Annotated in this window: 30 protein-coding genes; 14 read left to right on the top strand and 16 right to left on the bottom strand. The window is 64.6% G+C overall.

Translation table 11 applies throughout. The annotated features are described in order from the left end of the window. Positions 1-3: 3 nt before the first annotated feature. Complete coding sequence (locus tag THPRO_RS17445) at positions 4-1,911, bottom strand: diguanylate cyclase domain-containing protein (protein WP_052064727.1); 1,908 nt, start codon at positions 1,909-1,911, stop codon at positions 4-6. A 375-nt stretch (positions 1,912-2,286) separates the two neighbouring features. Here THPRO_RS17445 and THPRO_RS13375 point away from each other — a divergent pair, with 375 nt between their 5' ends. Further along, complete coding sequence (locus THPRO_RS13375) at positions 2,287-3,270, top strand: aldo/keto reductase (protein ID WP_038093959.1); 984 nt, start codon at positions 2,287-2,289, stop codon at positions 3,268-3,270. Between the two features lie 66 nt (positions 3,271-3,336). Next, on the top strand, positions 3,337-3,603 hold the full coding sequence (locus THPRO_RS13370) for a DksA/TraR family C4-type zinc finger protein (RefSeq protein ID WP_038093970.1): 267 nt from the start codon (positions 3,337-3,339) through the stop codon (positions 3,601-3,603). 59 nt (positions 3,604-3,662) lie between these two features. On the opposite strand, the gene THPRO_RS13365 is transcribed toward THPRO_RS13370, so the two are convergent. Further along, positions 3,663-4,265, bottom strand: a complete 603-nt coding sequence (locus THPRO_RS13365) for an FMN-dependent NADH-azoreductase (protein WP_065089740.1) — start codon at positions 4,263-4,265, stop codon at positions 3,663-3,665. A 101-nt stretch (positions 4,266-4,366) separates the two neighbouring features. Here THPRO_RS13365 and THPRO_RS13360 point away from each other — a divergent pair, with 101 nt between their 5' ends. Then, positions 4,367-5,263, top strand: a complete 897-nt coding sequence (locus THPRO_RS13360) for a LysR family transcriptional regulator (protein ID WP_038093956.1) — start codon at positions 4,367-4,369, stop codon at positions 5,261-5,263. A 194-nt stretch (positions 5,264-5,457) separates the two neighbouring features. On the opposite strand, the gene THPRO_RS13355 is transcribed toward THPRO_RS13360, so the two are convergent. Next, positions 5,458-6,147, bottom strand: a complete 690-nt coding sequence (locus THPRO_RS13355) for a dienelactone hydrolase family protein (protein ID WP_038093952.1) — start codon at positions 6,145-6,147, stop codon at positions 5,458-5,460. 241 nt (positions 6,148-6,388) lie between these two features. Between THPRO_RS13355 and THPRO_RS13350 the strand changes: the two genes are divergently transcribed. The 3 genes from THPRO_RS13350 (at position 6,389) to THPRO_RS13340 (ending at position 9,317) form a co-directional block, all read left to right on the top strand. Continuing rightward, complete coding sequence (locus THPRO_RS13350) at positions 6,389-7,183, top strand: transglutaminase-like domain-containing protein (RefSeq protein ID WP_038093950.1); 795 nt, start codon at positions 6,389-6,391, stop codon at positions 7,181-7,183. Between the two features lie 551 nt (positions 7,184-7,734). Then, on the top strand, positions 7,735-9,123 hold the full coding sequence (locus tag THPRO_RS13345) for an NRAMP family divalent metal transporter (protein WP_038093967.1): 1,389 nt from the start codon (positions 7,735-7,737) through the stop codon (positions 9,121-9,123). Beyond that, the gene (locus THPRO_RS13340; protein WP_038093947.1) at positions 9,120-9,317 is read left to right on the top strand and encodes a hypothetical protein; all 198 of its coding nucleotides are present in this window, start codon (positions 9,120-9,122) and stop codon (positions 9,315-9,317) included. The genes THPRO_RS13345 and THPRO_RS13340 overlap by 4 nt, the downstream gene beginning before the upstream one ends. Before the next feature lie 22 nt (positions 9,318-9,339). Here THPRO_RS13340 and THPRO_RS13335 read toward each other — a convergent pair whose 3' ends face one another. The 7 genes from THPRO_RS13335 to THPRO_RS13305 all read right to left on the bottom strand — a co-directional run bounded on the left by THPRO_RS13335 (position 9,340) and on the right by THPRO_RS13305 (position 16,252). Then, positions 9,340-11,283 (bottom strand): M48 family metallopeptidase, encoded by a 1,944-nt coding sequence (locus THPRO_RS13335; protein WP_038093943.1) that lies wholly within the window; start codon positions 11,281-11,283, stop codon positions 9,340-9,342. 18 nt (positions 11,284-11,301) lie between these two features. Beyond that, the gene (locus THPRO_RS13330) at positions 11,302-11,898 is read right to left on the bottom strand and encodes a LemA family protein (protein ID WP_038093941.1); all 597 of its coding nucleotides are present in this window, start codon (positions 11,896-11,898) and stop codon (positions 11,302-11,304) included. 55 nt (positions 11,899-11,953) lie between these two features. After that, positions 11,954-12,253 (bottom strand): hypothetical protein, encoded by a 300-nt coding sequence (locus THPRO_RS13325; protein WP_038093938.1) that lies wholly within the window; start codon positions 12,251-12,253, stop codon positions 11,954-11,956. A 164-nt stretch (positions 12,254-12,417) separates the two neighbouring features. Further along, positions 12,418-13,761 carry a transporter family protein gene (locus tag THPRO_RS13320; protein ID WP_145930866.1) on the bottom strand — a complete coding sequence of 448 codons (1,344 nt, stop codon included), beginning with the start codon at positions 13,759-13,761 and terminating at the stop codon, positions 12,418-12,420. 74 nt (positions 13,762-13,835) lie between these two features. Then, on the bottom strand, positions 13,836-14,711 hold the full coding sequence (locus THPRO_RS13315) for a hypothetical protein (RefSeq protein WP_145930865.1): 876 nt from the start codon (positions 14,709-14,711) through the stop codon (positions 13,836-13,838). 43 nt (positions 14,712-14,754) lie between these two features. Beyond that, positions 14,755-15,060, bottom strand: coding sequence for a cysteine peptidase family C39 domain-containing protein (locus tag THPRO_RS13310; protein WP_065089739.1), 306 nt, complete (start codon positions 15,058-15,060; stop codon positions 14,755-14,757). Positions 15,061-15,169: 109 nt separating this feature from the next. After that, positions 15,170-16,252, bottom strand: coding sequence for an IS5 family transposase (locus tag THPRO_RS13305; RefSeq protein WP_038094256.1), 1,083 nt, complete (start codon positions 16,250-16,252; stop codon positions 15,170-15,172). 71 nt (positions 16,253-16,323) lie between these two features. Between THPRO_RS13305 and THPRO_RS16845 the strand changes: the two genes are divergently transcribed. Beyond that, entirely contained in the window at positions 16,324-17,100 is a 777-nt protein-coding gene (locus THPRO_RS16845) for a hypothetical protein (RefSeq protein WP_065089738.1), read from the top strand. A gap of 71 nt (positions 17,101-17,171) precedes the next feature. Beyond that, positions 17,172-17,462 carry a hypothetical protein gene (locus tag THPRO_RS16840; RefSeq protein ID WP_145930864.1) on the top strand — a complete coding sequence of 97 codons (291 nt, stop codon included), beginning with the start codon at positions 17,172-17,174 and terminating at the stop codon, positions 17,460-17,462. A 132-nt stretch (positions 17,463-17,594) separates the two neighbouring features. Here THPRO_RS16840 and THPRO_RS17565 read toward each other — a convergent pair whose 3' ends face one another. Further along, complete coding sequence (locus tag THPRO_RS17565) at positions 17,595-17,957, bottom strand: hypothetical protein (protein WP_456236355.1); 363 nt, start codon at positions 17,955-17,957, stop codon at positions 17,595-17,597. A gap of 73 nt (positions 17,958-18,030) precedes the next feature. On the opposite strand from THPRO_RS17565, the gene THPRO_RS13290 reads away from it, so the two are divergent. After that, entirely contained in the window at positions 18,031-18,882 is an 852-nt protein-coding gene (locus THPRO_RS13290; protein ID WP_038092582.1) for an REP-associated tyrosine transposase, read from the top strand. 61 nt (positions 18,883-18,943) lie between these two features. Here THPRO_RS13290 and THPRO_RS13285 read toward each other — a convergent pair whose 3' ends face one another. Beyond that, the gene (locus tag THPRO_RS13285) at positions 18,944-20,545 is read right to left on the bottom strand and encodes a glucan biosynthesis protein (RefSeq protein ID WP_065089737.1); all 1,602 of its coding nucleotides are present in this window, start codon (positions 20,543-20,545) and stop codon (positions 18,944-18,946) included. 209 nt (positions 20,546-20,754) lie between these two features. Here THPRO_RS13285 and THPRO_RS17180 point away from each other — a divergent pair, with 209 nt between their 5' ends. Both THPRO_RS17180 and THPRO_RS13275 read left to right on the top strand, forming a co-directional pair. Then, on the top strand, positions 20,755-21,009 hold the full coding sequence (locus tag THPRO_RS17180; protein ID WP_038092585.1) for a hypothetical protein: 255 nt from the start codon (positions 20,755-20,757) through the stop codon (positions 21,007-21,009). Between the two features lie 49 nt (positions 21,010-21,058). Continuing rightward, positions 21,059-21,805 carry a DUF6969 family protein gene (locus tag THPRO_RS13275; RefSeq protein WP_145930863.1) on the top strand — a complete coding sequence of 249 codons (747 nt, stop codon included), beginning with the start codon at positions 21,059-21,061 and terminating at the stop codon, positions 21,803-21,805. Here THPRO_RS13275 and THPRO_RS13270 read toward each other — a convergent pair. From THPRO_RS13270 to THPRO_RS13260, 3 genes are all read right to left on the bottom strand, one after another. Beyond that, positions 21,795-21,995: a DUF2905 domain-containing protein gene (locus THPRO_RS13270; RefSeq protein ID WP_038092588.1), complete on the bottom strand. Its 201-nt coding sequence runs from the start codon at positions 21,993-21,995 to the stop codon at positions 21,795-21,797. The genes THPRO_RS13275 and THPRO_RS13270 overlap by 11 nt on opposite strands. Then, entirely contained in the window at positions 21,980-22,315 is a 336-nt protein-coding gene (locus THPRO_RS13265; RefSeq protein WP_407922453.1) for a hypothetical protein, read from the bottom strand. Before THPRO_RS13265 ends, THPRO_RS13270 begins: the two co-directional genes overlap by 16 nt. A gap of 96 nt (positions 22,316-22,411) precedes the next feature. Further along, positions 22,412-23,065 (bottom strand): alpha/beta hydrolase, encoded by a 654-nt coding sequence (locus tag THPRO_RS13260; protein ID WP_038092594.1) that lies wholly within the window; start codon positions 23,063-23,065, stop codon positions 22,412-22,414. Here THPRO_RS13260 and lptM point away from each other — a divergent pair. Genes lptM through THPRO_RS13250 form a run of 3 tightly spaced genes read left to right on the top strand, consistent with a single transcriptional unit; the run spans position 23,064 to position 25,243 of the window. After that, positions 23,064-23,315: an LPS translocon maturation chaperone LptM gene (gene lptM, locus THPRO_RS17525; RefSeq protein ID WP_407922452.1), complete on the top strand. Its 252-nt coding sequence runs from the start codon at positions 23,064-23,066 to the stop codon at positions 23,313-23,315. The genes THPRO_RS13260 and lptM overlap by 2 nt on opposite strands. A 1-nt stretch (position 23,316) precedes the next feature. After that, positions 23,317-24,573 carry a diaminopimelate decarboxylase gene (gene lysA, locus THPRO_RS13255; RefSeq protein WP_038092597.1) on the top strand — a complete coding sequence of 419 codons (1,257 nt, stop codon included), beginning with the start codon at positions 23,317-23,319 and terminating at the stop codon, positions 24,571-24,573. Positions 24,574-24,577: 4 nt separating this feature from the next. Beyond that, positions 24,578-25,243 carry a class I SAM-dependent methyltransferase gene (locus THPRO_RS13250; RefSeq protein ID WP_038092600.1) on the top strand — a complete coding sequence of 222 codons (666 nt, stop codon included), beginning with the start codon at positions 24,578-24,580 and terminating at the stop codon, positions 25,241-25,243. Between the two features lie 68 nt (positions 25,244-25,311). Here the strand turns inward: THPRO_RS13250 and THPRO_RS13245 are convergent, their stop codons facing one another. Then, the gene (locus THPRO_RS13245; RefSeq protein WP_038092603.1) at positions 25,312-25,542 is read right to left on the bottom strand and encodes a sulfurtransferase TusA family protein; all 231 of its coding nucleotides are present in this window, start codon (positions 25,540-25,542) and stop codon (positions 25,312-25,314) included. Positions 25,543-25,576 lie beyond the last annotated feature (34 nt).

The following is a 25,576-nucleotide window of genomic DNA, read 5'->3' as shown; positions in this document are numbered from 1 at the left end:
GCATCAGTTCCCGGGATCGTCTTCGGTTTCTCCGGCGGACGCCTGATCAAAGAACCGGAAACGCCGATCCTGCGACTGCTTGGCCCGATACATGGCCGTGTCGCTGTGTCTGATCAATGTCTCGAAATCGGCGCCGTCGTTGGGGTAGATGGCGATGCCGATGCTTGCGCTGATATGCAGCGCGTGCGCTCCGATATCGAAAGGGGCAGACAGCGCCTCGACGATCTTTTCCGCCACGGCGGCGGCATCCTCCGGCTGCTCCAGTCTCGCCAGCAAGGCGATGAATTCGTCGCCGCCCTGTCGTCCTACCGTATCCTCCTCGCGCAGGCAGGCGCTCAGACGCCGGGCAACGGCCCGTAGCAGCTGGTCGCCGATGTCGTGCCCGAGGCGGTCGTTGACGGACTTGAATTTATCGAGATCGATGAACAGTATCGCGAAGCAGTCGTGCGCGCGCCGCGCATGCGCGATCGCCTGTTCGATCCGATCCTGCACCAGCCGACGGTTGGCCAGATTCGTCAGCGCGTCGTAGTTGGCGAAATGCGCCATTTGCGCCTCGATGGCCTTGCGCTCCGAAATATCCTGCAGGATGCCGATGAACCCCCGGTTGGCACCGCCTCGTTCAAGCAATGACACGCGAAGCTCGACGTTGAACAGGCTGCCGTCCCGACGGCAGGCCTTCACCTCCCTCGGGCGCCCGATCACATGCGCCTCGCCGGTACGCCAGTAACGCGCAAGATATTCGTCATGCTCGCTGCGGAAAGGCTCCGGCATGAGCATGGAGACGTTCCTGCCGAGCATGTCCTCGCCGCGATGGCCGAACATCTTCTCGGCACCGGGATTGAAGAGTTTGATGGTACCGTTCTCGGAAATCACGACGATGCCCTCGTTGACACTCTCCACAAGGGTCCGCACCTGGCCCTCGCTTTCACGCAGGCGCTCGTTCGCCTCGTGCGTCTCGCGCTCGGATCGCACCAGTTCGGCCACCAATGGCGTGAACAGCCAGCGCAACGACAGCAATGCGATCGCCAGCACGATACCGAGGAGAGGCAACACATAGCGAAGTTGCCGCCAGATCGGCGCGTACAGCTCACGACTGTCGATTTTCAGCACCATGCCAAGCCCCAGGCGCCCGACCGGGCGATAGGCCGCGACCACCTCGCGATGACGATAGTCGCGCGTGACGATCGCGCCGGACTCGCCGCGCAGGGCATACGTCATCGGCAGCGGCATGCCGGAGGAGGTGGTCGTCGAAAGATCGAGCGCGCGATGGGACAGCGTCGAAGGGAAGCAGTGCATGCCGTGTTCGCCGGCAGGCGCGCACATGGCCAGCTCGGCCGTTTCCCCGCGCAGGCCAACGGACCGGAAAAGACGATCCAGCGTAGGCAATGGGATCTCCGTGATCACCTTCCCGATCATCAGGCCGTCGTGCCACACGCGTTTGGTCGAACGCAGGTAATAACCTCCTCGATACAGCAATCGCGCCTCGTCGTGCAATTGAATGGGCGCGCTCACTTCCGGGTTGCCCACAAAATGTCCGGCGTGCGCAACCTCCCTGCCCGCGCGGTCGAACATGGAAATGGCCGAGGGCCCCGTCATGAGAAACGAATCCGCTCCACGTTGCAGGGCCGCGCGCGCCGCGGCGTTGTCAGGCTCGGCATTCACCGTTTCGATCTGCCGGATCAGGAAGGGACGCGTGGCGATGGTCGAGGTTTTCTCCATGCCGTGCTCGATCGTGGCCAGCTCCAGCGCAACGATACTCTCCAGATCGGAACGCAGACTCGTGATCAACTGATTTTCTCCGGCATTCTTCATCACGAAAAATACCGCGGCGCCCACGGCTGCCGTTGCCAGAATCAGAATCAGTCGGGCGATCAGCAGAATTCTGCTTTGCTTGATTTTTGTTGTTTGCATGATTTCCTGCCGATCTTTCTTAGGTGCTGCGCCTGCCCAGCGGCAGCCGCCGCGCGATGTGGATCAAAGGCGGGCTGCGCCCCGCATCCCCACGCGGTCACGCCGCTCGGGAGCGGATCATATACCCGCCGCCGCCCAACGCCCGATAAACCACCTTTCGAGCGTGGACATCGGCCTCGGCCCAGCCGCTCACCCGCCCTGCCCGCGTCCTTCGCGCGCCGATGCCGCATCCCCTCTGCTCCCGACGACGGGCCGGCCGCAGCGCTCGCTGTCGACACGCCCGCATCTTACAATTCTAACGCCCCTGCCATGTGACGCAGGATCGCGCGCCTTCCCCTGTTCGACAGCACCCAACGCCGGAGGCACCGCACTCGCATGAATACACGCAAACTAGGCACAAAGGGTTTGGAGGTCTCCATGATCGGGCTCGGCTGCATGGGCATGAGCCAGTCCTACGGCCCCGCCGACGAGGCCGAGTCCGTCGCCACCCTGCATCGCGCCATCGACCTCGGCTGCACCTTCCTCGACACCGCCGAGGTCTACGGTCCCTTCGCCAACGAGGAACTGCTCGGCCGTGCGCTGGCCGGGCGGCGCGACAAGGTCGTGATCGCCACCAAGTTCGGCTTCCGCATCGAGCAAGGAAAAATGACCGGCACCGACAGCCGGCCCGAGCATATCCGCGAGGCGGTGGAAGGCTCGCTGCGACGCCTGCGCACCGATCACATCGACCTGCTCTACCAGCACCGCGTCGACCGCAACGTGCCGATGGAGGACGTGGCCGGCACCGTCGGCGAGCTGGTGCGCGAGGGCAAGGTGCGCTTCTTCGGCCTGTCCGAGGCCGGTGCCGCGAACATCCGCCGCGCCCATGCCGTCCACCCGGTCAGCGCGCTGCAGAGCGAATACTCGCTGTGGGAACGCAATCTGGAGACCGAGATCGTCCCGTTGCTGCGCGAGCTCGGCATCGGCCTCGTGCCCTTCGCCCCGCTGGGCCGCGGTTTTCTCACCGGCGCGGTCAAGCGTGCCGAGGAATACCCGGAGACCGACTTTCGCCACAACGACCCGCGCTACCAGGGCGAGCACTACGACGCCAACCTGCGCGCGGCCGCGACGGTGCGCGAGATCGCCGAGACTCTTGGCGCCACGCCGGCGCAGGTGGCGCTCGCCTGGCTGCTGCGCCAGGGCGACGACATCGTGCCCATCCCGGGCACCAAACGCCGCAGCTATCTGGAGGAAAACCTCGCCGCCGCCGACCTCGCACTCGATGCGGCGCAGCTGCAGACGCTCGACGAGGCGCTCGCCCCCGGCCGTATCGCCGGCGAACGCTACAACGAACGCCTGATGGCCACGGTCGACCGATAACGCCCTTGTCGCGACTGCGGCGCGTCCCTATCTTGAGCGGAAGGGAAACCGGACGAGGGCGGCATGATGGCAAGCGGATGGGCGAAGGACGGCGCGGTACAGGACCAGATCGACGCCACGGTGCAGGATGCGCTGCGGCAGGCGCGTAGCCGGATGCCGCAGGGCGAGGGTCTGAGCCACTGCGCCGAATGCGGCGAGCCCATTCCGCCCGCCCGGCGCCGGGCGATTCCCGGCGTCCGCCTGTGCGTCGCCTGCCAGGAGACGCACGACAGCGAGTCCGGCGTGTTCAGCGGCTACAACCGCCGCGGCAGCAAGGACAGCCAGCTGCGCTGAAGGCGGGCCCGGGCGGCCGCCCCCCGCACGGGAGACGGCATCGGCAACCGCCCTGGCGCTCAGGCAACCAGCGCATCGAAGCGCTCGCGCGCCGCGTTGAGTCCGGCTTCGCGGCTGTCGTCATCGATGTTCAGCCCCTCGGCATACACGAACTCGACATCCTTCATGCCCAGGAAGCCGAAGAAATCGCGCACGTACCCCGTCTGGCTGTCCAGCGGCGTGCCGACATAAAACCCGCCGCGCGCGGCCAGCACGTAAACCTGCTTGTCCCGCAACAGACCTTCCGGCCCCTGCTCGGTGTAACGGAAGGTTACGCCGGCACGGGCGACGTGGTCGAAATACGCCTTCAGCGTCGAGGGCACGCCGAAGTTGTACATCGGCAGTCCCAGGACCACCACATCGGCCTCCTGCAGTTCGCGAATCAGTTCATCGGCATGCTCGGCCAACGCCGCCTGCTGCGGCGTACGCTCGGCCGGCGCCGTGATGAAGGCCTTGAAACGCTCGGCATCCAGGTGCGGCACCGGCTCGCGGGCGAGATCGCGCACGGCCAGCGTCGTATCGGGGTGACGCGCGCGCCAGGTGGCCACAAAGGTATCGGCAAGACGACTGGACTGCCCGTCGCTGGAAAACAGGCTGGTATTGATCTGCAGAAGCTTTTTCATGGCGATGGCGCCTCCGGTGAAATTGTCAGAGGCCTATTGAATGATCTATACAGACAATATGAAAATACAAAATTCTGCTAAAAAAGATCCAATAAATTGATATGACAATCACGACGCCGCACATCTCCCTGGAACACTGGCGCACCCTGCTCGCCGTGGTCGACGCCGGCGGCTACGCGCAGGCCGCGGCCGCCCTGCACAAGAGCCAGTCCGCGGTCACCTATGCAGTGCAGAAGATCGAGACCCAGCTCGGGGTCAAGGCGTTCGAGATACAGGGGCGCAAGGCCGTGCTGACCGATACCGGGCAGATGCTCTATCGCCGCGCCACCGCCCTGGTCGGCGAGGCCGGCGAACTGGAGCGTGCGGCACGCTCGCTGTCGGCCGGCTGGGAAGCCGAAATCCGCCTGGCCACCGAGATCGTCTATCCGCCTCGCCGCCTGTTGACCTGCCTGGCAAGGTTCCGCAGCGAGAGCCCGCGCACCCGCATCGAGGTCATCGAATCCGTGCTCGACGGCACCGCGCAGGCCTTGCAGAAACGCCAGGCCGATCTGGCCATCGCGCCGCGCGTGCCGCCCGGCTTCCACGGCGACCCGCTGCTGCGCATGCGCACGCTGGCCGTCGCCCATCCGGATCACCCCCTGCATCGCCTTGGTCGCGCGCTGACGCCGCGCGACCTGCGCGCGCACCTGCATCTGGTCGTGCGCGATTCCGGCGGCAACCGAGGACTGCGCGACTACCTGACGGTGGAGGTCGAACAACGCTGGACGGTCGGCCACCTGTCCACCTCCATCGAGGCGGTACGCCAGGGCCATGGCTTTGCCTGGCTGCCCGTCGAGCACATTCGCGACGAACTCGCCCGCGGCACGCTCAAAGCGCTGCCGTTACGCGAGGGCGCGGAAGGCACGGCGGCGCTCTATCTGGTACTGGCCGAACCGGACCTGGCCGGCCCCGGCGTCCGCCGCCTCGCGCAGATCCTGCGCGAGGACGCTTCATCTTAGCTGCCGGTATTTTCGCGGTAGGTCCGAGACGGTCTATCGTCCGCCTGGTAGCGGCCGGATTCGGTAGCTTCGCCGCGAGCATTCAGGCACTACAGCACTGGCATGGGAGCCGTCGCAGCAGCGGATGGACATGGGCACCCGTAAGATGAGAGGACCGCGGCCGCGCTACCGCCGCAGTCCTCAACTGAGCCCCCTCAGAGATGCTTGCCGAAGAAGGCTAGCGTGCGGGTCCAGGCAAGCTCGGCCGCTTCGGGGTTGTAGCCGAGTGGCGGCAGATTCTTGGAATCGGCCTCCTCGTTGGCGAAAGCGTGCTTGGCGTCGTAGCGATGGAATTCGTAGCCGACGCCGGCCTCCTTGAGCTTGGCCTCCAACGCGTCGACGCCGTCGATGGCGAAGAACTGGTCCTGCGTCGCCCAGTGGCCGAGCAGCGGCGCCTTGATCTTGCCGGCATCGACGAAGTCGAGCGGGGGGTAGCCATACCAAGTGGCATTGGCGTCGCTCTCCGGCACGAATACCGACGCGAGCACGGTCAGCGCACCGCCCATGCAGTAACCCGTGACGCCGGCCTTGACGCTGCCCGTGGCCTTGAGATGCTGCACCGCGCCGCGGATGTCCTGGCTCGCGGCGTCGGCGAAATCCAGGCCGTTCATCAGATGCTCGGCCTCGTTCGCCTCCAGCGCCACTTCTCCGCGATAGAGATCGGGCACCAGAGCGCGATAACCGGCTGCCGCGAGCTTCTCCGCCACACCCTTGATCTGGTCGTTGAGGCCCCACCATTCCTGGATGACGACGATCCCCGGGGCACGGCTGCCCTGCGCCGGCTCGACGAGATAGGCCTTCGAGTCCCCGCCGTCGGGCCGTTTGTAGCTGATCATTTCACCCATGATTAACTCCCTGTTTCCATGTGAATTGTCGGGCTTCCGCCACGTGTCCGGGCGGCCCCGCACGCGTGGGGTCCGCATTGTACGCCGAACATGGCGGTGGTCCGTCACTGTCTGATTGCGGAAAGCGGCATCGGTTCCCGTGCAAGATCCGCTGGCCGCCGGGCACAGACGGGCGCCTATCCATTGCATGGTGCCGGCCCGGGTGTTTCACTGACGCCCCCTACGCCGCCGGAACGTCGCCATGTGGCTCAACACAAGCTTTGACCTGGCGTTCGACATCAACCTGCCGACGCCCTTCGTCCTGATGCTGCGGCCGCGCAGCGGCGCGCAGCAGTGGATCGCGCGCGAGGAATACCGGCTCACGCCGCATACGCCCGTGTTCGAATTCACGGACGGCTACGGCAACCTGTGCCAGCGCCTGGTCGCCCCGCCAGGAGACTTCTCGATCCATACCGCCGCCGAGGTCAAAACCGCCGATCGGCTGGATCGCGCACCCGCTGCGCCCTTCGTTGAAATCCAGCACCTGCCGGACGACGCGCTCGTCTATCTGCTGCCCAGCCGGTACTGCGAATCGGATCGCTTCGGCCTCATGGCCGCCGAACTGACCGCCGGGCATCTCCCCGGCTACGATCAAGCGGCGGCGATCGAGGGCTGGCTACGCGCGTCGATCCGCTACCTACCGGGCAGCAGCGAACAGCCGCTGTCGGCGGTCGAGGTGAACACGCGGCAATACGGCGTATGCCGTGATCTGGCGCACCTCGGTATCGCGCTGTGCCGCAGCATCAGCATTCCCGCCCGCATGGTCGTCGGCTACCTGCATGGGCTGGAGCCGATGGATCTGCACGCCTGGTTCGAAGCCTATGTCGGCGGGCGCTGGTATGCCTTCGACCCGACCCAACCGACACTGCGCGGCGGTTACGTCGCCATCGGATACGGACGCGACGCGGCCGATGTCGCGGTCTACACGCAGTTCGGCCCGGCTGTCTATCCGACCCGGCAAACCGTGGACGTGAAATCCGCCTTCCGGACAGGCTGAGCTTTCATCCGTCGGATGACCCAGCTCTGAATTTCGCGTCGGATCGCACCGCCACAATCGGCAGCCACGGCAACGCCGGTACGGCCGCCTCCCAGGCCGCGCCAGGGTGATGGTCGATCTGGCTGTTTTACCCGAGATTGCGCTTGACGTACCCCGAGGTCAGGCGTAAAAAACCTTCGCCCGGCGCCTCCGCGCGCTGATCGCGCGGAGGTATGCCCCCCTCGATGGACAGTAGCTGTAGCCACATACGTTACGCCTGAGGGCCGGCGCCCGCTCATCTCCCCATCCGAGCCTGCCGCCCCCCGGGCAGGCGGCGGCACTTGGCCCTTTCGGCCATCCGCCAATACCGACACCGATACACGCCGACAGTGGGTCCCTACCAGAGCGGGTCCCACTGTCGGGCGTAGCGCTGTCGCCCTGCGCAACCCGATGGAGAGCCCGATGCCCGCTTACCACCTCGATGGGGCGGCGATGCCGCCAGGCGGCCGCTTGTTCCGCCCCGCCTGCCGCATGGTTGCATGTATCCACACACACTCGAGGGAGTGCTGACCATGAGCGTGGAAACCCGCACCATGCTGCGCGACCTCTGCCCCAAGTGCCCCGACATCCCCGAAGGCATGGAAGAGCGCGTGCGCGACCGACTCAATCTGCAGGCACTGCGACGCGGTCCGCGCACGTTGCGCAAACGGCTTGCGCTTGCGCTTGCGCTGGTCGGCCCCGGCGTGCTCGTCATGCTCGGGGACAACGACGCCGGCGGCGTGATCACCTACGCGCAGACCGGCGCCGCCTACGGCCTCGGCATCTTTCTGCCGCTGACGCTGCTGCTGGGCCTGATCGCCTATGTGGTACAGGAAATGACCGTACGCCTCGGCGCGGTCACCCGCCGCGGGCACGCCGAACTGATCTGGAAGCGCTACGGCCCCTTCTGGGGCATCTTCTCCCTGGTCGATCTGATTATCGCCAACGTGCTCACCCTGATGACCGAGTTCATCGGCATCCGCGTCGGCGGCCAGGTCTTCGGGCTATCCGCCTGGATCACGGTGCCCGCCGCGTTGGCCTTCGTCAGCTTCGTGCTGGTGTTTCTGCGCTACTGGACCTGGGAGCGGATCGCGCTGTTCATCGCCGCCTTCAACCTGGTATTCATCCCGCTCGCCATCGCCGCCCATCCCGACTGGGGCGCCGTGGCGCGCAGCTTCGTGGGCGCCGGCTGGGCAGTTCCGGGCGGCCTGCTGTCGGCGACCTTCCTCGTGCTGCTGTCGGCGAACATCGGCACCACCATCGCCCCGTGGCAGCTGTTTTTCCAGCAGTCCTGCGTGGTCGACAAAGGTTTGCTGACCCAGGACATTGGTGCAGGCAGGCGCGATCTTGCCCTCGGCATCGTCGGCATGGCGCTGGTCGCCCTGGCGGTGATGATCCTGGCAGCCAAGGATCTGCATGGCATGCCAAATGCGCAGAACCTGGACATGCCGGCGGTCCTGACCGGCATCGAGGGCAAACTCGGGGACTGGGCGATGAAGCTCTTCGCGCTCGGCCTGATCGAGGCTGGATTGATCGCCACCATCGTCATCACCGCCAGCACCGCCTGGGCCACCGGCGAGGCACTGGGCCTGCCGCGCTCGCTCAATGCGCCGCCCCGGCAGGCCTGGGCGTTTTACGCACCCGCTGTGCTCGGCACGGCGCTGGCCGCTGGCGTGGTGCTGTTTCCCCACCTGCCGCTCGGCTTTCTCAACCTGAGCGTACAGGTCATCGCCACCGTATTCATGCCCGCCGCGATGCTGTTCCTGCTGATGCTGCTCAATGACCGCGAACTGATGGGCGCGCACGTCAACTCGCCGGCACGCAACGCCCTGGCCATCGGCATCATGCTGATGCTGATCGGCTGCAACGTGCTCTATGCGGTCGCCACCGTGTTTCCCCATGCCTTCGGAGCCCCGCCATGAAACACCTGCGCGATTTCGATCCCGAGGAACTCCACCATCTGCTCAGCGAGGAAAACTGGCTCGCACCGCTGCCGGAGGTCCGCCCGATCAAGCTGAAACCCTGGCAGGAGACTGTGTTCTGGGGGCTGCGCCTGTATGTGCTCGTGATGTTGCTGGTGGTGCTCTGGGCCTTCGTGCACGGCGCGCACGGCTGAGCCGGAGGGCGCAAAGTCGACTCTAGACGAGCGGCAGCGGCGGCGGCATGGGGCAGTCCAGCGCCACGGCCACGGTGCGCAGCAGCTCGGCGCCGCCCACGGTGACGTCGCCGTCCATGGCGATGCAGGCCGCGCAGGCATCGAGAAAACGGCGCTTGAGCGGCGGCTTGAGCTTTTCGAGCTCGTCCATCGCCCCGTCGAGTCGATTCAGGTCCAGCTCGTCGCGCGGCACGAAACGCAGCGCCCCTGCGCCGACGGCGTGCCGCCCCGCCGCGAAGGCCCGCTGCGCCTCGGACGGGTCGGCGTGCTCGGCCAGCGCGATCAACGAAAGCACGGTCTCGCAGGCGGCCTTGGCCGAACCGAGCACGTAATAGGTCTGCCGCGCCGGCTTGCGCAGGGCGAAGTGCAGGTCCAGCCCGCGCAGCACCAGATGGCGCACGACCCATTCCCACAGGCTGATGCGCCCGTCCGCCGCCATGAGTTCGTTCAGCACGCCGCGGAAGCGTGCGTACTGTTGCGGCGACAGGCCGCGCAGCGATGGCAGACTCAGCTCGACCAGCGGCAATCGCTGCGCCCGTTCGAGGCCTGCCGCCGCGGGCAGGTATCGGCGCGTCAGATCGGCCACGCTGTCGTCCGCCTTGCCGTCGAGCGTCTGCCACTGCCTGGCCAGCACGTCGGCGTCGCCGTCCAGCAGCAGGGCGTAGACCACGGCGCGCGCCGTCTGCGGATTGCCGCTCGCCTCGCGCAACTGCGGCGGCAGGCCGGCGATGAGATCGTGCGCATAGGCCTGTTGCGCGGCGTCCGGCTGACCGGTCTGCGCCACCAGATCGCCCAGCGTGCCCGCCAGCACCCCGGTCAGCACCGCGCGGCGGCGACCGCGCTCCCGTGCCTGTTTCCCTGCGGCGCTTTCCGACTCCTCGGGCACGGGCGGCGGGGGCGGCGGCGCGATGAAGCGGCCGTCCCAACGCGGCAGGATGCGCCGGATGCGGTCCTCCAGCGGCGGATGGCTGGCGAACAGCGACTGCAGCCCGCCGGACACCCCGCGCGCGAAATAGGCATGGCTGAACTGCGGCGCCATGGGACTCGACAGCAGCGAGCCGGCCATCGAACCGCCGATCTTCTTCAGCGCCCCGGAGATGCCGGCGCGGTTGCGCGTGAACTGCACTGCCGAGGCGTCCGCCAGGAATTCGCGCTGGCGGCTGACCAGCGCCTTGATCCAGGTGCCGAAGAAGGTGCCGGCGTAGCCGATCACCCACAGCCCCAGGCCGAGCACGAACAGCGCGGGGATCGCGGCGCCCTTTCTGCGTCCGCCCGCAAGTGGTGCGCGCCGCAGGGTGCGCAGGATGAACTGGCCGATTTCGCCGATCAGCAGGATGCCGGCGAGCACCCCGACCAGACGGATGTTGAGGCGCATGTCGCCGTTGAGGATATGGCTGAACTCGTGCGCCACGACGCCCTGCAGCTCGTCGCGGTCGAGCTGGCGGATCGCGCCGCGCGTGATGCCGATCACCGCGTCGCTCGGCGTCCAGCCGGCGGCGAAGGCGTTGATAGCGCCGTCGTCCAGCAGGTAGACGGTCGGCACCGGCATGCCCGAGGCGATGGCCATTTCCTCCACCACGTTGAGCACCTTGCGCTCGTCGAGGCCCTCGCTGTCGCCCGGCAGCACCCGCCCGCCCAGCGACTCGGCCACCACGGCGCCGCCGGCGGCGAGCTGGACCATGCGAAACAGGCTGCCGAGCCCGACCAGCCCCGCCACGCCCAGCCCCACCAGCACCGAGGCGCCCGAGCCGTAATGGCGCAGCACGTCCTTGAGGTTGAGCAGCCCCACGTCGCCGTGGGCATAGAGCACGAAGGCGAGCACGAAGAGGTTGGTGAGCAGGATCAGCCCCAGCACCGCCAGCGCGAACAGCAGCACCAGCCAGAGCGTGCTGCGCCGGGCGTCGTCCTGAGCCTGGAAGAAATCCATCCCGCGACGGGCCTGCGATCAGAAGCTGACCTTCGGCGCCTGCTGGATCTGTTCGCTGTCGTCGAATTCGAGCAAGGCCGCATCGCGGGGGTGGCCGAAGGTCGTCGCCAGCATGTTCTGCGGGAAGGACTGGCGGTAGGTGTTGTAGGCCATCACCTGATCGTTAAACGCCTGCCGCGCGAAGGCGACCTTGTTCTCGGTGCTGGTCAGCTCCTCGGTGAGCTGCATCATGTTCTGACTGGCCTTGAGGTCCGGGTAGGCCTCCATCACCACGTTGAGCCGGCCGAGCGCGCTGCCGAGCACCCCCTCGGCGTTACCGAGCTGGCTCATCGCCGCCGCGTCGCCGGGCGCCGCGTGCGCCGCCGCGAGGCCCGCAGCCGCCGCGTTGCGCGCCGCGATGACCGCCTCCAGCGTCTCGCGCTCATGCTTGAGATAGGCCTTGGCGGTCTCCACCAGATTGGGGATCAGATCGTAACGGCGCTTGAGCTGCACCTCGATCTGCGCGAAGGCGTTTATATAGCGGTTCTTCAGCGCGACCAGCTGATTGAAGATGGCGATGACGTAGAACACGCCCGCCCCGATCAGCACCAGCACCACGATCGTCGAAATGGCCATCGGTTTCCCCCTGTTTTCCCGCACCGGCATGCCCTGCCGGTGCGCATCGGCCTGCTCAGCAGCTATAGCGGCAGACGTTCATGCTGAGATAGAGAGTATAAGCCTCGCCACCGCGTAGCCAGCGCCGAACCCGTACTTCCAGCGCCTCGCCCGTCAATGGCTCCTCCAGCTCGCAATAGGCGCCGTAACGATGCCGTGGGCTACCCTGGGGCTCCGCCACGACATGCTCGCCGTCCACGAACAAGGTGAAATCGGGCAGGGCGCCGGCGCATGCGGCAAAGGCGCCTGCCCCATGCGCCGAAAACAGCACCTCGACCTGGCGATCGAATGCATCCTGGGAGAGCGGCTGGGTCATGAGTGGCTGCGTGAAGTATTGCGATAATCCGGCGTCCGCTTGGCAGGGTCCCCCTGCGCGATGCATGGACCATAAAGGTACGGATGGACGCACGCAAGCCTGCCGAGGCGCGTGCGCGGCGGTTCAAGCGGCGCAGGCGCTTCGACAGGCTGGGAAAAGCAGCTTCAGAACTGATAAGGCAATTTCGCGCTGACCTGAATATCGGGCGCATCGTTGGTCAGGCCGATACCCAGGCCGAACACCAGGGAGGCCCGGTTGCTGATGGCGTGCGTTGCGCCGATATTCAGGATGGCCGCATTGCCTTCACTGCCGCTCACATCCTGCCAGCTTTGCCCATCGATTTTCGTGCGGCTCAGGAAAGTGACCCGCTGGGTATAGCCGAAGCTCATGCTGGTGGTATCGTTGAGCGCGAAGGCCATCCCCAGACCATACTGGAGCGAGTCGCCCAGCTTGACGCTACCGGGCACCACCTGCCCGGGATTGCTGCTGATGTCGTTGAAGTGCTGCGGCTGGTTGTAAAAATAACCGAGATTGGCGAACAGTATCGCCGGGTCCGTGGTCTTGACGAGCGACAGCCCGGTCGAATACGCCCAGGTACCGGTGCCGCTGGGCAGGGTCTCGGGATAGTTGAGGCTCGAATTGGTCGACTGCGGCCTGATGGTCTTGATGCCATAAGGCGAGGAGCCGGTAGGCGCCTTGACACGGAAATTCCACACGATATCCGGGCGTGATTCGGTCTCGGTCAGCAAGCGGTAATACACACCCGCGTTTACATCCCCGATGCGGAAGCGCGGGTTGAGATACGAGCTGCCGCTGCTGTACTGCGTCCCGACGCTGCCCTGCCCCGCCGATTCGTAAACCGTATATCGATAGAGATATGGGATATTGAAATCCATCTGGATATTCGGAGTCAGACCATAACGGCCGGTCAGGTCGAGCGTCAGGTTATGCGATTTGACCTTGTCGACACTGACCGAACCCAGAAAAATGGCGTCGAGCGCCAGAAAACCGTTGAGGCTGATCTGATTGCGGTCCGAATAGGCGTAACTCAGGCCCGGTTCGAAGGTGAATTTGCGCTCGAAAAGCGCATGTTGTTCCTGATAAACGGCCTGGGCACTTTTGCTGGCGTCCGGGCGCTTCTTGATGTCGTCGCCAGCCGTATCCGCAGGTGCCTCCGGTTGTGCCGTGGTGGCTGCGGCTGGCACGGCCTTGTCGGGGGCAGGCCCCTTGCCGCGCAAGTGCCCAAGCTCGCGATCCGTAGGCGCGGGCAAACCCGGAGTGGCGGCCCGGAATTTGCGATAGGCTGCCTCGAGGTGCTGGAGCCGCTGTTTAAGTACATTGATTTCCAGCTCCAGATCATCGTCAACCGCCGGCGCAGCGATTCCTTCCGCCGGCAAAAGCACGGCGAGGCAGGCTAGGCCGAGCAGGCGCCCAGCGGTCCTGCGTACGGCCGATGGGCGAATCCCGGGCATGGTCCGAAAAGATACGGGAGTGCGGTAGTCCGACATGATGTCCCCTCTTACGAGTCGATTATTGGATTTATTGTGTGTTGAAATAAACCACTTGGTGCGATGTCGGCTTTTCAGTAAACCGACAGACCGTGCATGGCGTTCAGCGCCTCATTCATGTTCAGGCCTTTCTGACTTGACACCTGCTCGTTGAATTTGGCGATCAGCGTGGTGTGATTGATGACTTGGTTGAGGCTGCCGACCAGTTGCACCTGCTGCTGCACGCCCTTGAGGCTGGAAATTTCCTGCCGGGCGATACCCTGGCCGGGAATGGCAATGCTGACACTGGCCTTGCCACCGCCCACTTGGGTGCCCAGGCTCGGCTTCTGATTGCCATCCGATGTCGCCACCGTACCGCTACTCCAGCCTTCGCCGCTGGGTGCGCCGATCTTGATCTCGCCGCTGCCGATGTTCATCGTGATCTGATTGCGGGCGCCATTGGCGTCTCCCGTTACCTGCACGGACTGCCCCACGCCCTGCACATTCTCGATACCGCCGGCACTGATACTGCCGTTGGAGGCCACCGGCCCCACTTGCGACCCGCCTGCCTGCCCCGGCGAACGCTGCTCACGGCTCAGAATGGTCACATTGGGCTTGAAGCCGTTACCGCTACGGTCTACGCCGATGTATAGCCCGGCGTTGTATGCCGCGCCGTCGGCGGTCTGCCAGCGCGTGAGCATTTCGACGCCGAAGTACACCACCTGGGCAGGCGTCACATAGCGTCCACGCATACCGGCAAGCACATCGTCACCCACCTCCACGGCGCTCAGGGGTATGGCGCCGCCGCGCGGCAAGGCAACGCCGGAATTCGGCACGGCCAGCGAGGCGGCGATGCAGCCCCCCAGTACGGTAATGGTCCATTTCTGGATACGCTTTTTTCTGCGCAATTGATCCAGCGAAACGATTTCCTGTGAAATCCTCTGCTGGATGTTCCGTTGAACGGTATTCATGATTGTCTCCATTTCAATTCATCGAGTTCGCGAGGATTGATTCTCAGAACAAATCCTTTTGAGAAAATCCATATTCGTACAGCTCTGCATCGCTCAATGGTGCGGAAATCGAGAATCTCTTGACGGTAGGCGGAGCGACTGGATTCCTCAGCGAGGTATTGCGATCGAAGCCCTTGCCTATCACCGCAAAAATGATCCCATTCCACGATTTTTCGAATTGATCCTTTTTCATAATCCGATTCCCGAGCGCCGGATCCGCCACATAATATTTGTCGTCAAGCACCCGCCTGAGCACCACGAAATGCTTGTAGCAGGCTGTTGAAAATTCCCCCGATTTAGCGGTTATCATGTTGATCAGGGTCCATTGGCGACGTGCCCCTTCGGATCTGGGGCCTGATTTTTCCCGAAAACAGCCCAAATCCCGATCTCTGGGCGCACCGATCCCTTGATGTGTGCCTTCAACATGCTGCCAGTCCCAGATTGCGCATCCGCACCAGGTTGTAGGCCGCCGCGCTGAGCACAAACTGGAAATCCAGTTTCTCGCGTCCGACAAACCGACTTTTGCGCAGACCCGCAATGGTCTTGAGCCAACCGAAGCATTCTTCGATCCGCTTGCGGATCGTCAGGCTGGTTCGGTAACCGGGATGGCCGATGGTGCGCCCGTCGATGGCCGAGCGGCGCCCGGCCGTGTTCTGAGCCACATGCGGCGTGACGTTTCGTCCACGCATCGCCGCCACAAAGCCTTGCGTGTCATAGTTCTTGTCCGCGCCCAGCGTGATCCGGTGGCTCCCGCCGAGCGCGTCGACAAGCTCGACACCGGCCTCGCGCTCGGCCGTGCCGGTGGCCTGGCTCGTCTGCGACTCGACGATCAGGCCGTGGCGGTTTTCCATCAGCAGGTGTCCGAGGTAGCTGAGCTTGGCGGTCGTGCCTTCGCTCTTGCGATACAGCAAGGCATCCGGGTCGGTCCTGGAGACGTGCGTTTCCCGACACCGCTTCTGCCCGCGAAAGTCCACCGTGGGATTGCGCCCGCCACCGCTCGGCGGCGCGTCCTCGTCCCGGGGCCGGTAGCTCTTGTGCGAGGCCAGCGCTTCGATCAACGTGCCATCGACGCTGAAGTGTTCGCTAGACAGCAGATCGGCCGCACGGGCCTGATCCAGCACCCGGGCGAAGAAGGTGCGGGCCACATCGCCTGCAAGCAGGCGGTCACGGTTCTTGGTAAACGTGGAGTGGTGCCAGACCGGATCGTCCATGGAAAAGCCCACAAACCAGCGAAACAGCAGGTTGTAGTCGATCTGTTCGACCAACAGGCGTTCGCTGCGGATGGTGTAGAACGCCATCAACAGTTGCGCGCGCAGCAGCTTCTCCGGCGGGATCGAGTCACGGCCCATATGGGCATACAGCGCATCGAAGTCAGCGTCGAGTTCTTTGAGCGCTTGATCGACCATCCGCCGGATCGGGCGCAGAGGATGGTCCTTCGGCACCCGTTGCTCCGGGCTGACCGTGCTGAACAGCCCATCCTGATGTATGTCGGCACCGCGCATCGGCCACAACCCTCACTCAACAATACAAAACCAATCTTCCGGGTTTACAGGACTTTTTCAACAGCCTGCTAATGCGTATCCCGCCAGATAACCAACTGCTGTACAAGGTCATGACGGTCGAGAATCTATTGCGATCGGTCGCCAACAACTATCTCTATTTCAATCGCGTCGACAGCTATTCAGACTTTCCGAACGCCGACGAAAATGACGGGAGGCAGTTGCCGAAGGATCAACCTCTCAATGCTGCCGCGACGTTCGAGAAGGCTCCCGACTTCTCAGCGGCCGACTACTATGACCAATGCAGAAGCAGAACCTACGCATGCTGCTTTTCGGTCGAGAATTCCCGCTACATTTGGGAGAACTACGCGAACGGAAGCGAGAAGGGAAAAGCCTGCGTAGTGTTCGAGTTCGGGAAGCTGAGGGCTATGCTCAACTCGGCACTAAACCCCGAGGGCACCGTCCTTCTCTATGAAGAAAATCCGTGTCGTCAAATATTCTCGGTGAACTACGGGTTGGTTAACTATGTTCCCAGGGGTACTCATCGAACCAACGAGGAGTACCTGTCCAATCCGATTCTTTACACGTACCTCAAGGACAGCGACCGCTTCCGAGAAGAACATGAATTGCGCATTTCTCTGTCTGCCATAGGCATCGGGCATTTCGCCCTAAAGGACGGCTCGCTGATTGAATTTCCGCCTTCTCTGCAACTTGGGTTCGACTTTCGGAACGCAATTGCAACTGCTGTGATTCGGGAAATCCTGCTTGCTCCTGAAGCCGATTCGAGCTTCCTTAGAGACGAATTGAGCAAGTTCCGTATTGAGCCCGCACCACCGCTGGAGAAAAAATGACGCCGAACCCTACAGTCGAGCGGACCTGCGCGAAAAGCCGCGCAGGCCGCTCACTTCCACGTTAGCCCCTTATGGCCTTTGCAGACATCTCGCCCGCCGTATCGTTGATTGCCCTTGCAGCCTCTCTGTTTACGTTGTGGTTCACCATTCTTCGGCGCGGCACTGTGTGCAGCACCTATCCATCGTTCATCGCCTTTCGCTATGACTTCGTTGGAAAGAATGTGCCGCAGGCAAAACTATTTTTTCGTTCGCTGCTCTTCAGTACTGGCACGCGTGGTCATGTTATTGAAAGTCTCTTCCTCCGCGTTCGTGAAGGTTCACGCCAAGCAGCGCAAAAACAGGGGTCAGGTCTCGTATTGTAGCATCCGTCATCATCCGCTATGGTGCCTTCCAGGGCGCATTCTCTACGTATGGAGTTTCCCGGAGCGCTCTACCACGTCACCTCGCGGGGCGATCGGCGTGAGCCGGTTGTCGAAGACGCCGAAGTGTACCAGTCAGCCGTGGGCACAAATAGAGTGTGCTGCCCGTGATGGAAATTTGCCGCAGATACGGACAACAAGGAGCTTGACATGAGGGATATTTTCTTTTTCGACAAAATGCTGATACCAAGAATTATTACGGGAATTTACTGGATAACGCTCTTGGCTGTTTTGATAGGTGGGCTGGCCTCGATGTTTGACGGGTACGGCGGCTTTACCGCTGGAAAATTCTTCGAAGGGGTTTTTTACATGGTTGCTGGAGCGATCGCGGCCAGAATTTGGTGTGAATTGCTGATCGTTCTGTTCAAGATAAACGAGGCGCTTCAGGAAATCCGGCACAAATAACGGGCCAAAATTTTTTTGAAAGGAGGCTGCCATTGCAACCTCCTGGAAAACAATGGGGTCTGGCCTCGTAATGCAACATCCCTCCTCATCGGCTATGGCGCCCTCTATGGCACGTCCTCTACGCATTGAGTTTCCCGGAGCGCTCTACCACGTCACCTCGCGGGGTGATCGGCGTGAGCCGATTGTCGAAGACGACGAAGACCGATTGACGTTTTTGAGGGTGCTGGCCGAGGTTGTGGGTCAATTCAATTGGATTTGCCACGCCTATTGCTTGATGACCAACCATTATCACTTGGTCATCGAGACGCCGGATGGGAAGCTTTCCAAAGGCATGCGGCAGCTCAACGGCGTATACACGCAGGCGACGAACCGTCGTCACCATAAATGCGGGCATTTGTTCCAGGGCCGCTTTAAGGGCATTCTGGTCGACAAGGATCACTACCTGCTGGAACTTGCCCGTTATGTCGTGCTCAATCCGGTTCGTGCGGGGATGATCAAGCATCCGATCGATTACCCCTGGAGTAGCTATCCGGCAATGATGGGCGAAGCAACGCCTCCGGATTGGCTGGCCACGCAGGGGTTGTTGGCGCTGTTTGCCAGCCGCCGCTCAGTCGCCCGACGTCGCTACGCGCAGTTTGTGGCCGAAGGCATCGGGCAGCAAAGTGTGTGGACAGCGCTGCGCCAGCAAATCTATCTGGGCGACGAGGCGTTCGTGCGGTGGGCGCAGAAGAAGGCCGCAAAACCTAACGATCGATTCGCTATCCCGCGCGTGCAACGTAGAGCGCCGCCGAAATCGCTGGCGGCCATCGAAACCCGGCATGCGGAGCGTAACGATGCCATTGTCGAGGCCTATGCTACGGGTGCCTACAGTTACCGGGAGATTGCGGAACATTTCGGGCTGCATCTGGCCACGGTAGGGCGCATTGTCAGGTCGGCGATGCTACAAGGCGTGACCTGAGCACGCCTGTGGCGTGTGATGCGTCGCCCGCATGATATGCGCGGGCCATTTTCACTGTGCATCATCTCGTGAAGCCGTTATTCCCCGGCCAATACTGGTACAGCCAGGTTTCGCTCAGTGTGCTGTCTCCCAACCGAAGGTAACAGCGCAGGTCGATCGGCTCGGCACCTTCGGTATGCAGGTCGAATTGCGCGCGCCAGAGGTCGGTGCCGAGGATTTTGAGCACGAAGGCGTTGCTCACGCTGCCGCGCGAGGCGGTGACCACGGGCTTGATGTCGAACCGCTGCGGCATGTCGGCCAGCGGCCCGCCCGTGAATTCGATCACGAACTTGCGGCCGTGCGGGTCGCGCGGGGTGTGCTGGCCCGGTATGCCGGGCTGGCCGAGACGAGTGCCGACGACGTGCGCGACGGCGGGCGGGAAGGGTTCGTGGGCGGCCCAATGGAGCCGATAGGTCAGCGGCCAGGTGTCGCCCGCGCGCGCGCCGCGCGCGGGTTGCCAGAAGGCGACGATGTTGTCGCTGGTTTCGTCGGTGGTGGGGATTTCCACCAGCACCACGGCGCCCTTGCCCCACGCACCTTGCGGTTCGACCCACACGCTGGGGCGCCGATCGTAGTAGGTGCTGTCGTCGAGGTAGTGGCGAAAGTCGCGGTCGCGCTGCAGCAGACCGAAACCCTTGGGGTCGAGGTCCTGGTAGCTGTTGGTCTGCACGCGCGGCGGGTTGTTCAGCGGCACCCAGATGCGTTCGCCCTGCCCGGTCCACAGCGCCAGGCCGTCGCTGTCGTGGATTTCGGGATGCCAATCGGGGGCGGTGCGTTGATTGGTTTCGCTGTACCAGTACATGCTGGTCAACGGCGCAACGCCGAGCTGTGCGATATCGCGGCGCTGGAACAGTTCCGCCGAGATGTCCGTGGTGACGGCCTCGCGCTCTTTGCGCCAGCGCATGCGGTAGGCGCCGGTCAGGCTCGGGCCATCGAGCAGGGCGTAGACCACGATCTCGTCGGCGCCGGGAGGTTCCTCCAGCCAGAAGGTGGTGAAATCCGGGAACTCCTCGCGCGTACCGGGCGCTGTGGTGTCGACCGCGACGCCGCGCGCCGAGAGGCCGTACTGGTTCTGCGTGCCGGCGCTGCGGAAGTAGCTGGCCCCCATGTAGGCGAGCCAGTCGCCGGGACGATGGTCGTCGTGCATGACGCGGAAGCCGGCAAAGCCGAGATCGGCGGGAGCCTGGGCACGCAGGCCGCTGCGGCCATAGTCGAAAAGGTCCGGGCTGTAGCGGACCTGGCGTGCCATCCGGTCCGCGAGCGCGTAAATCTCCACGGGTCGGCGCGCATAACGGCCGAGATGGAAGAATTCCACGGGGTACGGTCGGCGGCTATCGCGCCAGAGCGCATCGGCGCTGCGATAGCGAATCTGCTGGTAGCGGTCGTAGTCGATGCGATCCAGCAGGTGGGGATGGCGTATCGGCAGCGGACGGTAGTCCCGCGCGGCCAGCGCGCGCGCGCGCTGGCGCAGGCGTTCGAAATCGAAGGGCTGGGCCGGGCCGAGCCGCAGGGTGTCGGAATCGGCGGCATGCGCGATATCCCCAGCAACCGCTCGTCCGGCGGTCAGCAGGGCCAGCCATGGCGCGGCCCGTAGCAGCAGGCGGCGCGTCGGATCGAAGGCCATTCGGTGACTCCCGGGCGCGGGCATCGCAGGATGCGATGGGGTTGTGCGCCCCATGAATCCGCGACACTAGCACGCCGCTCCGATGCCGGGCAGCCGTCGCGATGCGGCGACATCGGACGGACGGGCGAACTCGCCGCGCGCCGTGGCGGTCGAAATGATTCAGGGCATGCCCTGGACCCGAACATGAGGATAGCCAAGGGAGACTAACGATGCAGAGAAACCCGAAAGCGAAGAAGGCGGCGATTGCCCTGGCGGGCAGCACCTTGATCGGTCTTGCGGCCGGCGCCGCGGTGCCCGCGTATGCGGCCACGCCGTGCAAGCCCTGCGCCCCCAAGATGGCGAGTCCCTGCGCCTCGAAGAATCCCTGCGCGGCCAAGAAGACGATGGACAAGAAAGGTTGCGCCGACAAAAATCCCTGCGCAGCCAAGGGTGCGGGGATGCAGAAATCCTCTTCGAGCATGTAGACGCTCCGGGCGTGGCGGAGCCTGGTTGGGCGCATGATCCGTGGATGACATGACGCCGCCGCTCCCGCCGCTGGCCGCTCCGGTCGCCACGGCCCTGGGGGCCGGGGTGCGCGCGGCGCTGCTCGCCGCCGGCGACGAAATCCGCGAATGCTACCGCGCGCTCGAACGCGGCGGACTCAACGTGGTCGGCGAAATCCTGCGCGGTCAGGGTGAGTTCGTCGAGTACGAGCATTACCCGCGCGAGGAGGTCGGAGACGCCGACAGTCGCGCGCAGTACTACTACCACGCGCACCGTGACGACACGACGGAGCACGGGCACTTTCACGCCTTCATCCGCACCGGTCTGCTCGACGCGCCGCCTGCGCCCTATGCGGCGATGCACGTCGACGAGGCCTGGCCGGAAGGCAAGGAGGCGATCGCACACCTGGTGGCGATCGCCATGGACGACTGGGGCTATCCGGTCGGCCTGTTCACCACCAATCGCTGGGTGACCGGCGAGACCTGGTATCCGGCGTCCACGGTCAAGGCGCTGGTGCCACGCTTTGCTATCGACCACGCGAATCCTTCGTGGCCGGTCAATCGCTGGATCACGGCCATGCTGCGCCTGTTCCGACCGCATATCGATGGCCTGCTGGCGCACCGCGATGCCGCGATCGAGGTCTGGCAACAGGCTTTTCCCGGGCGGGATGCGTTCGCGGACCGGCGACTCGAGGTCATCGGCTACCTGCCGATCGACGTGGAGGCCTGGCTGGCCGAGCTGCGGGCGGCGTCGGAGCTCCGGGCCTCTATTTCCTGAACAGCCAGATCAGCAGCGAGATCACCAGACTGACCACGATCGAGGTGGTCAGCGGAAAATAGAAGACGAAACCCTCGCGGCGGAACACGAAATCGCCGGGCAGACGGCCCAGGCCCAGCCGGGCGAGCCAGGGCCAGGCGAGCCCCGCGACGATCAGGACGGCGCCAAGCGCGATCAGCGCCTTCGCCATGTTCTTTGCGGTCGTGGCTGGCCGATCAACACGGCTTCGGGGACGCAGAGTTTCACCGCCGCGGGCAGTTCCAGGCAGATCCCGGGGACCGGCCGCACGCTGACCCAGAGGGTGTTGATCTTGAGGTTGAGATCGGCGAACAGCACCACGCTGCGGTAGCGCGCGAGCACGCCGTCGATCTCGCGCAGAGTGCGCTGGAGGATGTGCGGCGGCTGCTGGCGCAGGCGCGGGATGAGCATCATGAAATCGCTGACGGGACGGCCGTCGGGCATGCGCGTGGGAACACGCTGCCACAGCGGCTCGGCGGGTTCGAGCGCCACACCGGATGCGAGTGGGCCCGATGAAGGGGGATCCCGGTCCATGAGGTGAGCATAGTCCCATGGCGTGTCCGTGCCAATGCCGGCGCAAGCGGGGCGTCAGTCTTTCAGTCGCGCCCCGAGCCAGCCCGCGAGGTCGCCGATCTCCGGCTGACAGATCGCATGCGCCATGGCGTATTCGCGCCAGTCCACGGCGACGCCCTGGGAAGCCAGCCGCTGCGCCGAGGCTCGGCCGATTGCGATCGGTATGACCGAGTCGGCGTCGCCATGGGCCATGAAGACCGGCGGCGAAGGCTGCGCCGGCATGCTTGCCGACCACTGATAGGTCGACAGGGCGGCCACGCCATCCACCGGCACGTTGCCCGCCAGGCCGGCGGCCAGCGCGATGAGGCCGCCCTGGGAGAAGCCGCCGACGACCAGACGGCCGCTCGCGGGCAGGGCGTTGCGCTCGCGAATCAGCAGGGTTTCGACGAGCGCGGTCGCGCTGCGGATGTCGCCGGCATGCTCGCCGCGACCGAAATCCAGGCTGGCGAAACGATACCAGGCGCGCAGCGGGACATCGCCCCAGAGCGCGATGTGACGCAGCGGCGCGTGCGGGAAGACCTGCCGTATCGTATGTCGCGCCGGCAGATTCAGCGCATCGGCAAAGGGCTTCAGGTCGTTGCCGTCGGCGCCCAGCCCATGCAGCCAGACGCAGGTGTGGCGGTGTCCCTGCGTGGGACCGGATTCGACGTAATCAAGGCTGGGGGGCATGCGGGCTCCATGCGCAGTGGGCGGCGGGCGGTTGCGCGAACCGATCCGTGTCCGGGGTGCGTGCTGTTATACTCGTGCGCGTTTCGGCGCCACCTCAAGGTCTTTTCCGATGATGCCATTCTGCCTGCGGCGGCTGTTGCCGTTCGCCTGTGCGATCCTGCTGTGCGCGGCGCTGTCCGGCTGTGGCCACAAGGGACCGCTTTACCTGCCCTCGAACCAGGGCGCCACGCAGCCAGCCGCCGGGAGCTAGTATGGATCATTTCGTCTATCGGGAGGGCGTACTGAGCGCCGAGTCCGTGTTCCTGGAGGAAATAGCCGCCCGTTTCGGCACGCCCTGCTACGTCTATTCCAGGGCCACGCTGGAACGTCACTGGCGGGCCTTCGACGAAGCGCTCGGCGAGCACCCGCATCTGATCTGCTACGCGGTCAAGGCCAACGGCAACCTGGCCGTGCTCAATCTGCTGGCGCGTCTGGGTTCGGGTTTCGACATCGTGTCCGTGGGTGAACTGGAGCGGGTGCTGAGAGCCGGCGGCGACCCGGCGCGGGTCGTGTTTTCTGGCATCGGCAAGCAGGCGCACGAAATGCGCCGCGCGCTGGAAGTTGGCATCCGCTGCTTCAACGTCGAATCGGCGCCCGAGCTGGAAAGACTCAACGACGTGGCCGGCGCGCTCGGTCTGCGGGCGCCGGTATCGTTGCGCGTGAATCCCGACGTGGACGCCGGCACGCACCCGTACATCGCCACGGGGCTCAAGGAGAACAAGTTCGGCATCGATATCGAATCCGCGCCGGCCGTTTACCGTCGCGCAGCCGCCCTGCCGCATCTCGACGTGGTCGGCGTGGACTGTCATATCGGTTCCCAGCTGACCCGGCTGGCGCCGTTCCAGGACGCGCTCGACCGCGTGCTGGCGCTGGTCGAGGCGCTGCAGGCCGAGGGCATGGTCATTCGCCACCTCGATCTCGGCGGCGGGCTGGGTATCCGCTACCGCGAGGAGACGCCGCCGTCGCCGGCGGAATACGCCGCCGCGCTCAAGGCGCGCATCGGTGACCGGCCGCTGGAAATCCTGCTGGAGCCTGGGCGCGCCATCGTCGGCAATGCCGGCGTGTTGCTGACGCGGGTGGAGTACCTCAAGACGACGGCGCACAAGCGATTCGCCATCGTCGACGCGGCGATGAACGACCTGCTGCGGCCGTCGTTGTATCAGGGCTGGCACGAAATCGTGCCGGTGCGGCCGCGCACGGGCGAGACGTCGCTCTACGATGTGGTCGGCCCGGTGTGCGAAACCGGCGACTTCCTCGGCAAGGAGCGCGCGCTGGATCTCGCCGAGGGCGATATCCTGGCCGTGCGCAGCGCCGGCGCCTACGGATTCTCGATGAGCTCGAACTACAATGCGCGTCCGCGGCCGCCGGAGGTGATGGTCGACGGACCACAGGCCTATCAGGTCCGCGCCCGCGAATCCCTCGACCAGCTGATGGCGGGCGAGACCTGCCTGCCTGACGACGGAGCCTGAGCGCATGCAGCGCATCCCCGAGCCGGAGCTGATGCTGGACGAAGCCCAGGCGAAGGCTTACGCCGAAGCCGATTTCGAGGCGCCGCACACGCGCGTGATCGAGCTGTTCCGCGAATCATTCCCCGATTGGTCCGGCAGCGGCGACGTGCTCGACCTCGGTTGCGGGCCAGGAGATATCAGCTTGCGCTTCGCGGCCGCCTATCCGCGCTGCCGGGTGGACGGCATCGACGGTTCGGAGGCGATGATGGCGGCGGGGCGCGCGCGCATCGAGCACGCCGGACTGGCAGACCGCGTGCATCTGCACAAGGCGCTGCTGCCGGCGGACAGGGCGCCGATGCCGCGTTACGACGCGGTCATCTCCAACAGCCTGTTGCACCACCTGCACGACCCGCAGGTATTGTGGACTGCCGTGAAGCGCTATGCGGCGCCGGGCGCGCCGGTGTTCGTCGTGGATCTGCTGCGTCCGCGAAGTCGCGAGCAGGCGCTGGCGATGCGCGACCGGTATGCGGCGGGCGAGCCTGCGGTGTTGCAGGAGGATTTCTACAACTCTCTATGCGCGGCGTTCACGCTCGACGAAATCGGCGAACAGCTGCGTGAGGCGGGGCTGGAGGGATTCGCGGTGCGCGCGGTCAGCGACCGGCATTGCGTGATCCACGGCCGGGGCCGTTAAGCTGCTGGAGGAAACGCCGGGGCGGCGAATGTGCCGCGCGCCCCGGTTTTCCGCGCATCAGTCCCGGATCAGGACTTGCGCAGCAGGAAGGTGAACTCGCCGCCGGCCTCGCTGTGCTCGACCAGCTCGTTGCCGGTCTGCTTGCAGAAGGCCTCGAAATCCTTGACCGCGCCCGGATCGGTGGCGATCACTTTCAGGGTTTCGCCGGAACTCAGCTCGTTGATGGCCTTCTTGGTGCGCAGAATCGGCAGCGGGCAGTTCAGGCCGCGGGCATCCAGTTCCTTGTTAGCAGTCGTCATCTAAATCACTCCTTACTTCGAGGTTGTGGCGGTC

Source organism: Acidihalobacter prosperus, from assembly GCF_000754095.2.
Lineage (GTDB): Bacteria > Pseudomonadota > Gammaproteobacteria > DSM-5130 > Acidihalobacteraceae > Acidihalobacter > Acidihalobacter prosperus.
The sequence above is the reverse complement of the archived record's forward strand: the minus strand, read 5'-3'. Positions and strand labels throughout refer to the sequence as shown.

Excerpts from the sequence above, each read along its gene's own strand:
- THPRO_RS13335 (WP_038093943.1), bottom strand. The coding sequence starts at position 11,283 with ATGGATTTCTTCCAGGCTCAGGACGACGCCCGGCGCAGCACGCTCTGG.
- THPRO_RS13340 (WP_038093947.1), top strand. The coding sequence starts at position 9,120 with ATGAAACACCTGCGCGATTTCGATCCCGAGGAACTCCACCATCTGCTC.
- THPRO_RS16840 (WP_145930864.1), top strand. The coding sequence starts at position 17,172 with ATGGCCTTTGCAGACATCTCGCCCGCCGTATCGTTGATTGCCCTTGCA.
- THPRO_RS13285 (WP_065089737.1), bottom strand. The coding sequence starts at position 20,545 with ATGGCCTTCGATCCGACGCGCCGCCTGCTGCTACGGGCCGCGCCATGG.
- THPRO_RS17180 (WP_038092585.1), top strand. The coding sequence starts at position 20,755 with ATGCAGAGAAACCCGAAAGCGAAGAAGGCGGCGATTGCCCTGGCGGGC.
- THPRO_RS13320 (WP_145930866.1), bottom strand. The coding sequence starts at position 13,761 with ATGTCGGACTACCGCACTCCCGTATCTTTTCGGACCATGCCCGGGATT.
- THPRO_RS17565 (WP_456236355.1), bottom strand. The coding sequence starts at position 17,957 with ATGGCAGCCTCCTTTCAAAAAAATTTTGGCCCGTTATTTGTGCCGGAT.
- THPRO_RS13260 (WP_038092594.1), bottom strand. The coding sequence starts at position 23,065 with ATGCCCCCCAGCCTTGATTACGTCGAATCCGGTCCCACGCAGGGACAC.
- THPRO_RS13250 (WP_038092600.1), top strand. The coding sequence starts at position 24,578 with ATGCAGCGCATCCCCGAGCCGGAGCTGATGCTGGACGAAGCCCAGGCG.
- THPRO_RS13325 (WP_038093938.1), bottom strand. The coding sequence starts at position 12,253 with ATGACCCAGCCGCTCTCCCAGGATGCATTCGATCGCCAGGTCGAGGTG.
- THPRO_RS13350 (WP_038093950.1), top strand. The coding sequence starts at position 6,389 with ATGTGGCTCAACACAAGCTTTGACCTGGCGTTCGACATCAACCTGCCG.
- THPRO_RS13365 (WP_065089740.1), bottom strand. The coding sequence starts at position 4,265 with ATGAAAAAGCTTCTGCAGATCAATACCAGCCTGTTTTCCAGCGACGGG.
- THPRO_RS13330 (WP_038093941.1), bottom strand. The coding sequence starts at position 11,898 with ATGGCCATTTCGACGATCGTGGTGCTGGTGCTGATCGGGGCGGGCGTG.
- THPRO_RS13370 (WP_038093970.1), top strand. The coding sequence starts at position 3,337 with ATGGCAAGCGGATGGGCGAAGGACGGCGCGGTACAGGACCAGATCGAC.
- THPRO_RS13270 (WP_038092588.1), bottom strand. The coding sequence starts at position 21,995 with ATGGCGAAGGCGCTGATCGCGCTTGGCGCCGTCCTGATCGTCGCGGGG.
- THPRO_RS13290 (WP_038092582.1), top strand. The coding sequence starts at position 18,031 with ATGGCACGTCCTCTACGCATTGAGTTTCCCGGAGCGCTCTACCACGTC.
- THPRO_RS13360 (WP_038093956.1), top strand. The coding sequence starts at position 4,367 with ATGACAATCACGACGCCGCACATCTCCCTGGAACACTGGCGCACCCTG.
- THPRO_RS13275 (WP_145930863.1), top strand. The coding sequence starts at position 21,059 with ATGACGCCGCCGCTCCCGCCGCTGGCCGCTCCGGTCGCCACGGCCCTG.
- THPRO_RS13305 (WP_038094256.1), bottom strand. The coding sequence starts at position 16,252 with ATGCGCGGTGCCGACATACATCAGGATGGGCTGTTCAGCACGGTCAGC.
- THPRO_RS17445 (WP_052064727.1), bottom strand. The coding sequence starts at position 1,911 with ATGCAAACAACAAAAATCAAGCAAAGCAGAATTCTGCTGATCGCCCGA.
- THPRO_RS13345 (WP_038093967.1), top strand. The coding sequence starts at position 7,735 with ATGAGCGTGGAAACCCGCACCATGCTGCGCGACCTCTGCCCCAAGTGC.
- lptM (WP_407922452.1), top strand. The coding sequence starts at position 23,064 with ATGCGGGCTCCATGCGCAGTGGGCGGCGGGCGGTTGCGCGAACCGATC.
- THPRO_RS13310 (WP_065089739.1), bottom strand. The coding sequence starts at position 15,060 with ATGATAACCGCTAAATCGGGGGAATTTTCAACAGCCTGCTACAAGCAT.
- lysA (WP_038092597.1), top strand. The coding sequence starts at position 23,317 with ATGGATCATTTCGTCTATCGGGAGGGCGTACTGAGCGCCGAGTCCGTG.
- THPRO_RS13355 (WP_038093952.1), bottom strand. The coding sequence starts at position 6,147 with ATGGGTGAAATGATCAGCTACAAACGGCCCGACGGCGGGGACTCGAAG.
- THPRO_RS13315 (WP_145930865.1), bottom strand. The coding sequence starts at position 14,711 with ATGAATACCGTTCAACGGAACATCCAGCAGAGGATTTCACAGGAAATC.
- THPRO_RS13375 (WP_038093959.1), top strand. The coding sequence starts at position 2,287 with ATGAATACACGCAAACTAGGCACAAAGGGTTTGGAGGTCTCCATGATC.
- THPRO_RS13245 (WP_038092603.1), bottom strand. The coding sequence starts at position 25,542 with ATGACGACTGCTAACAAGGAACTGGATGCCCGCGGCCTGAACTGCCCG.
- THPRO_RS16845 (WP_065089738.1), top strand. The coding sequence starts at position 16,324 with ATGCGTATCCCGCCAGATAACCAACTGCTGTACAAGGTCATGACGGTC.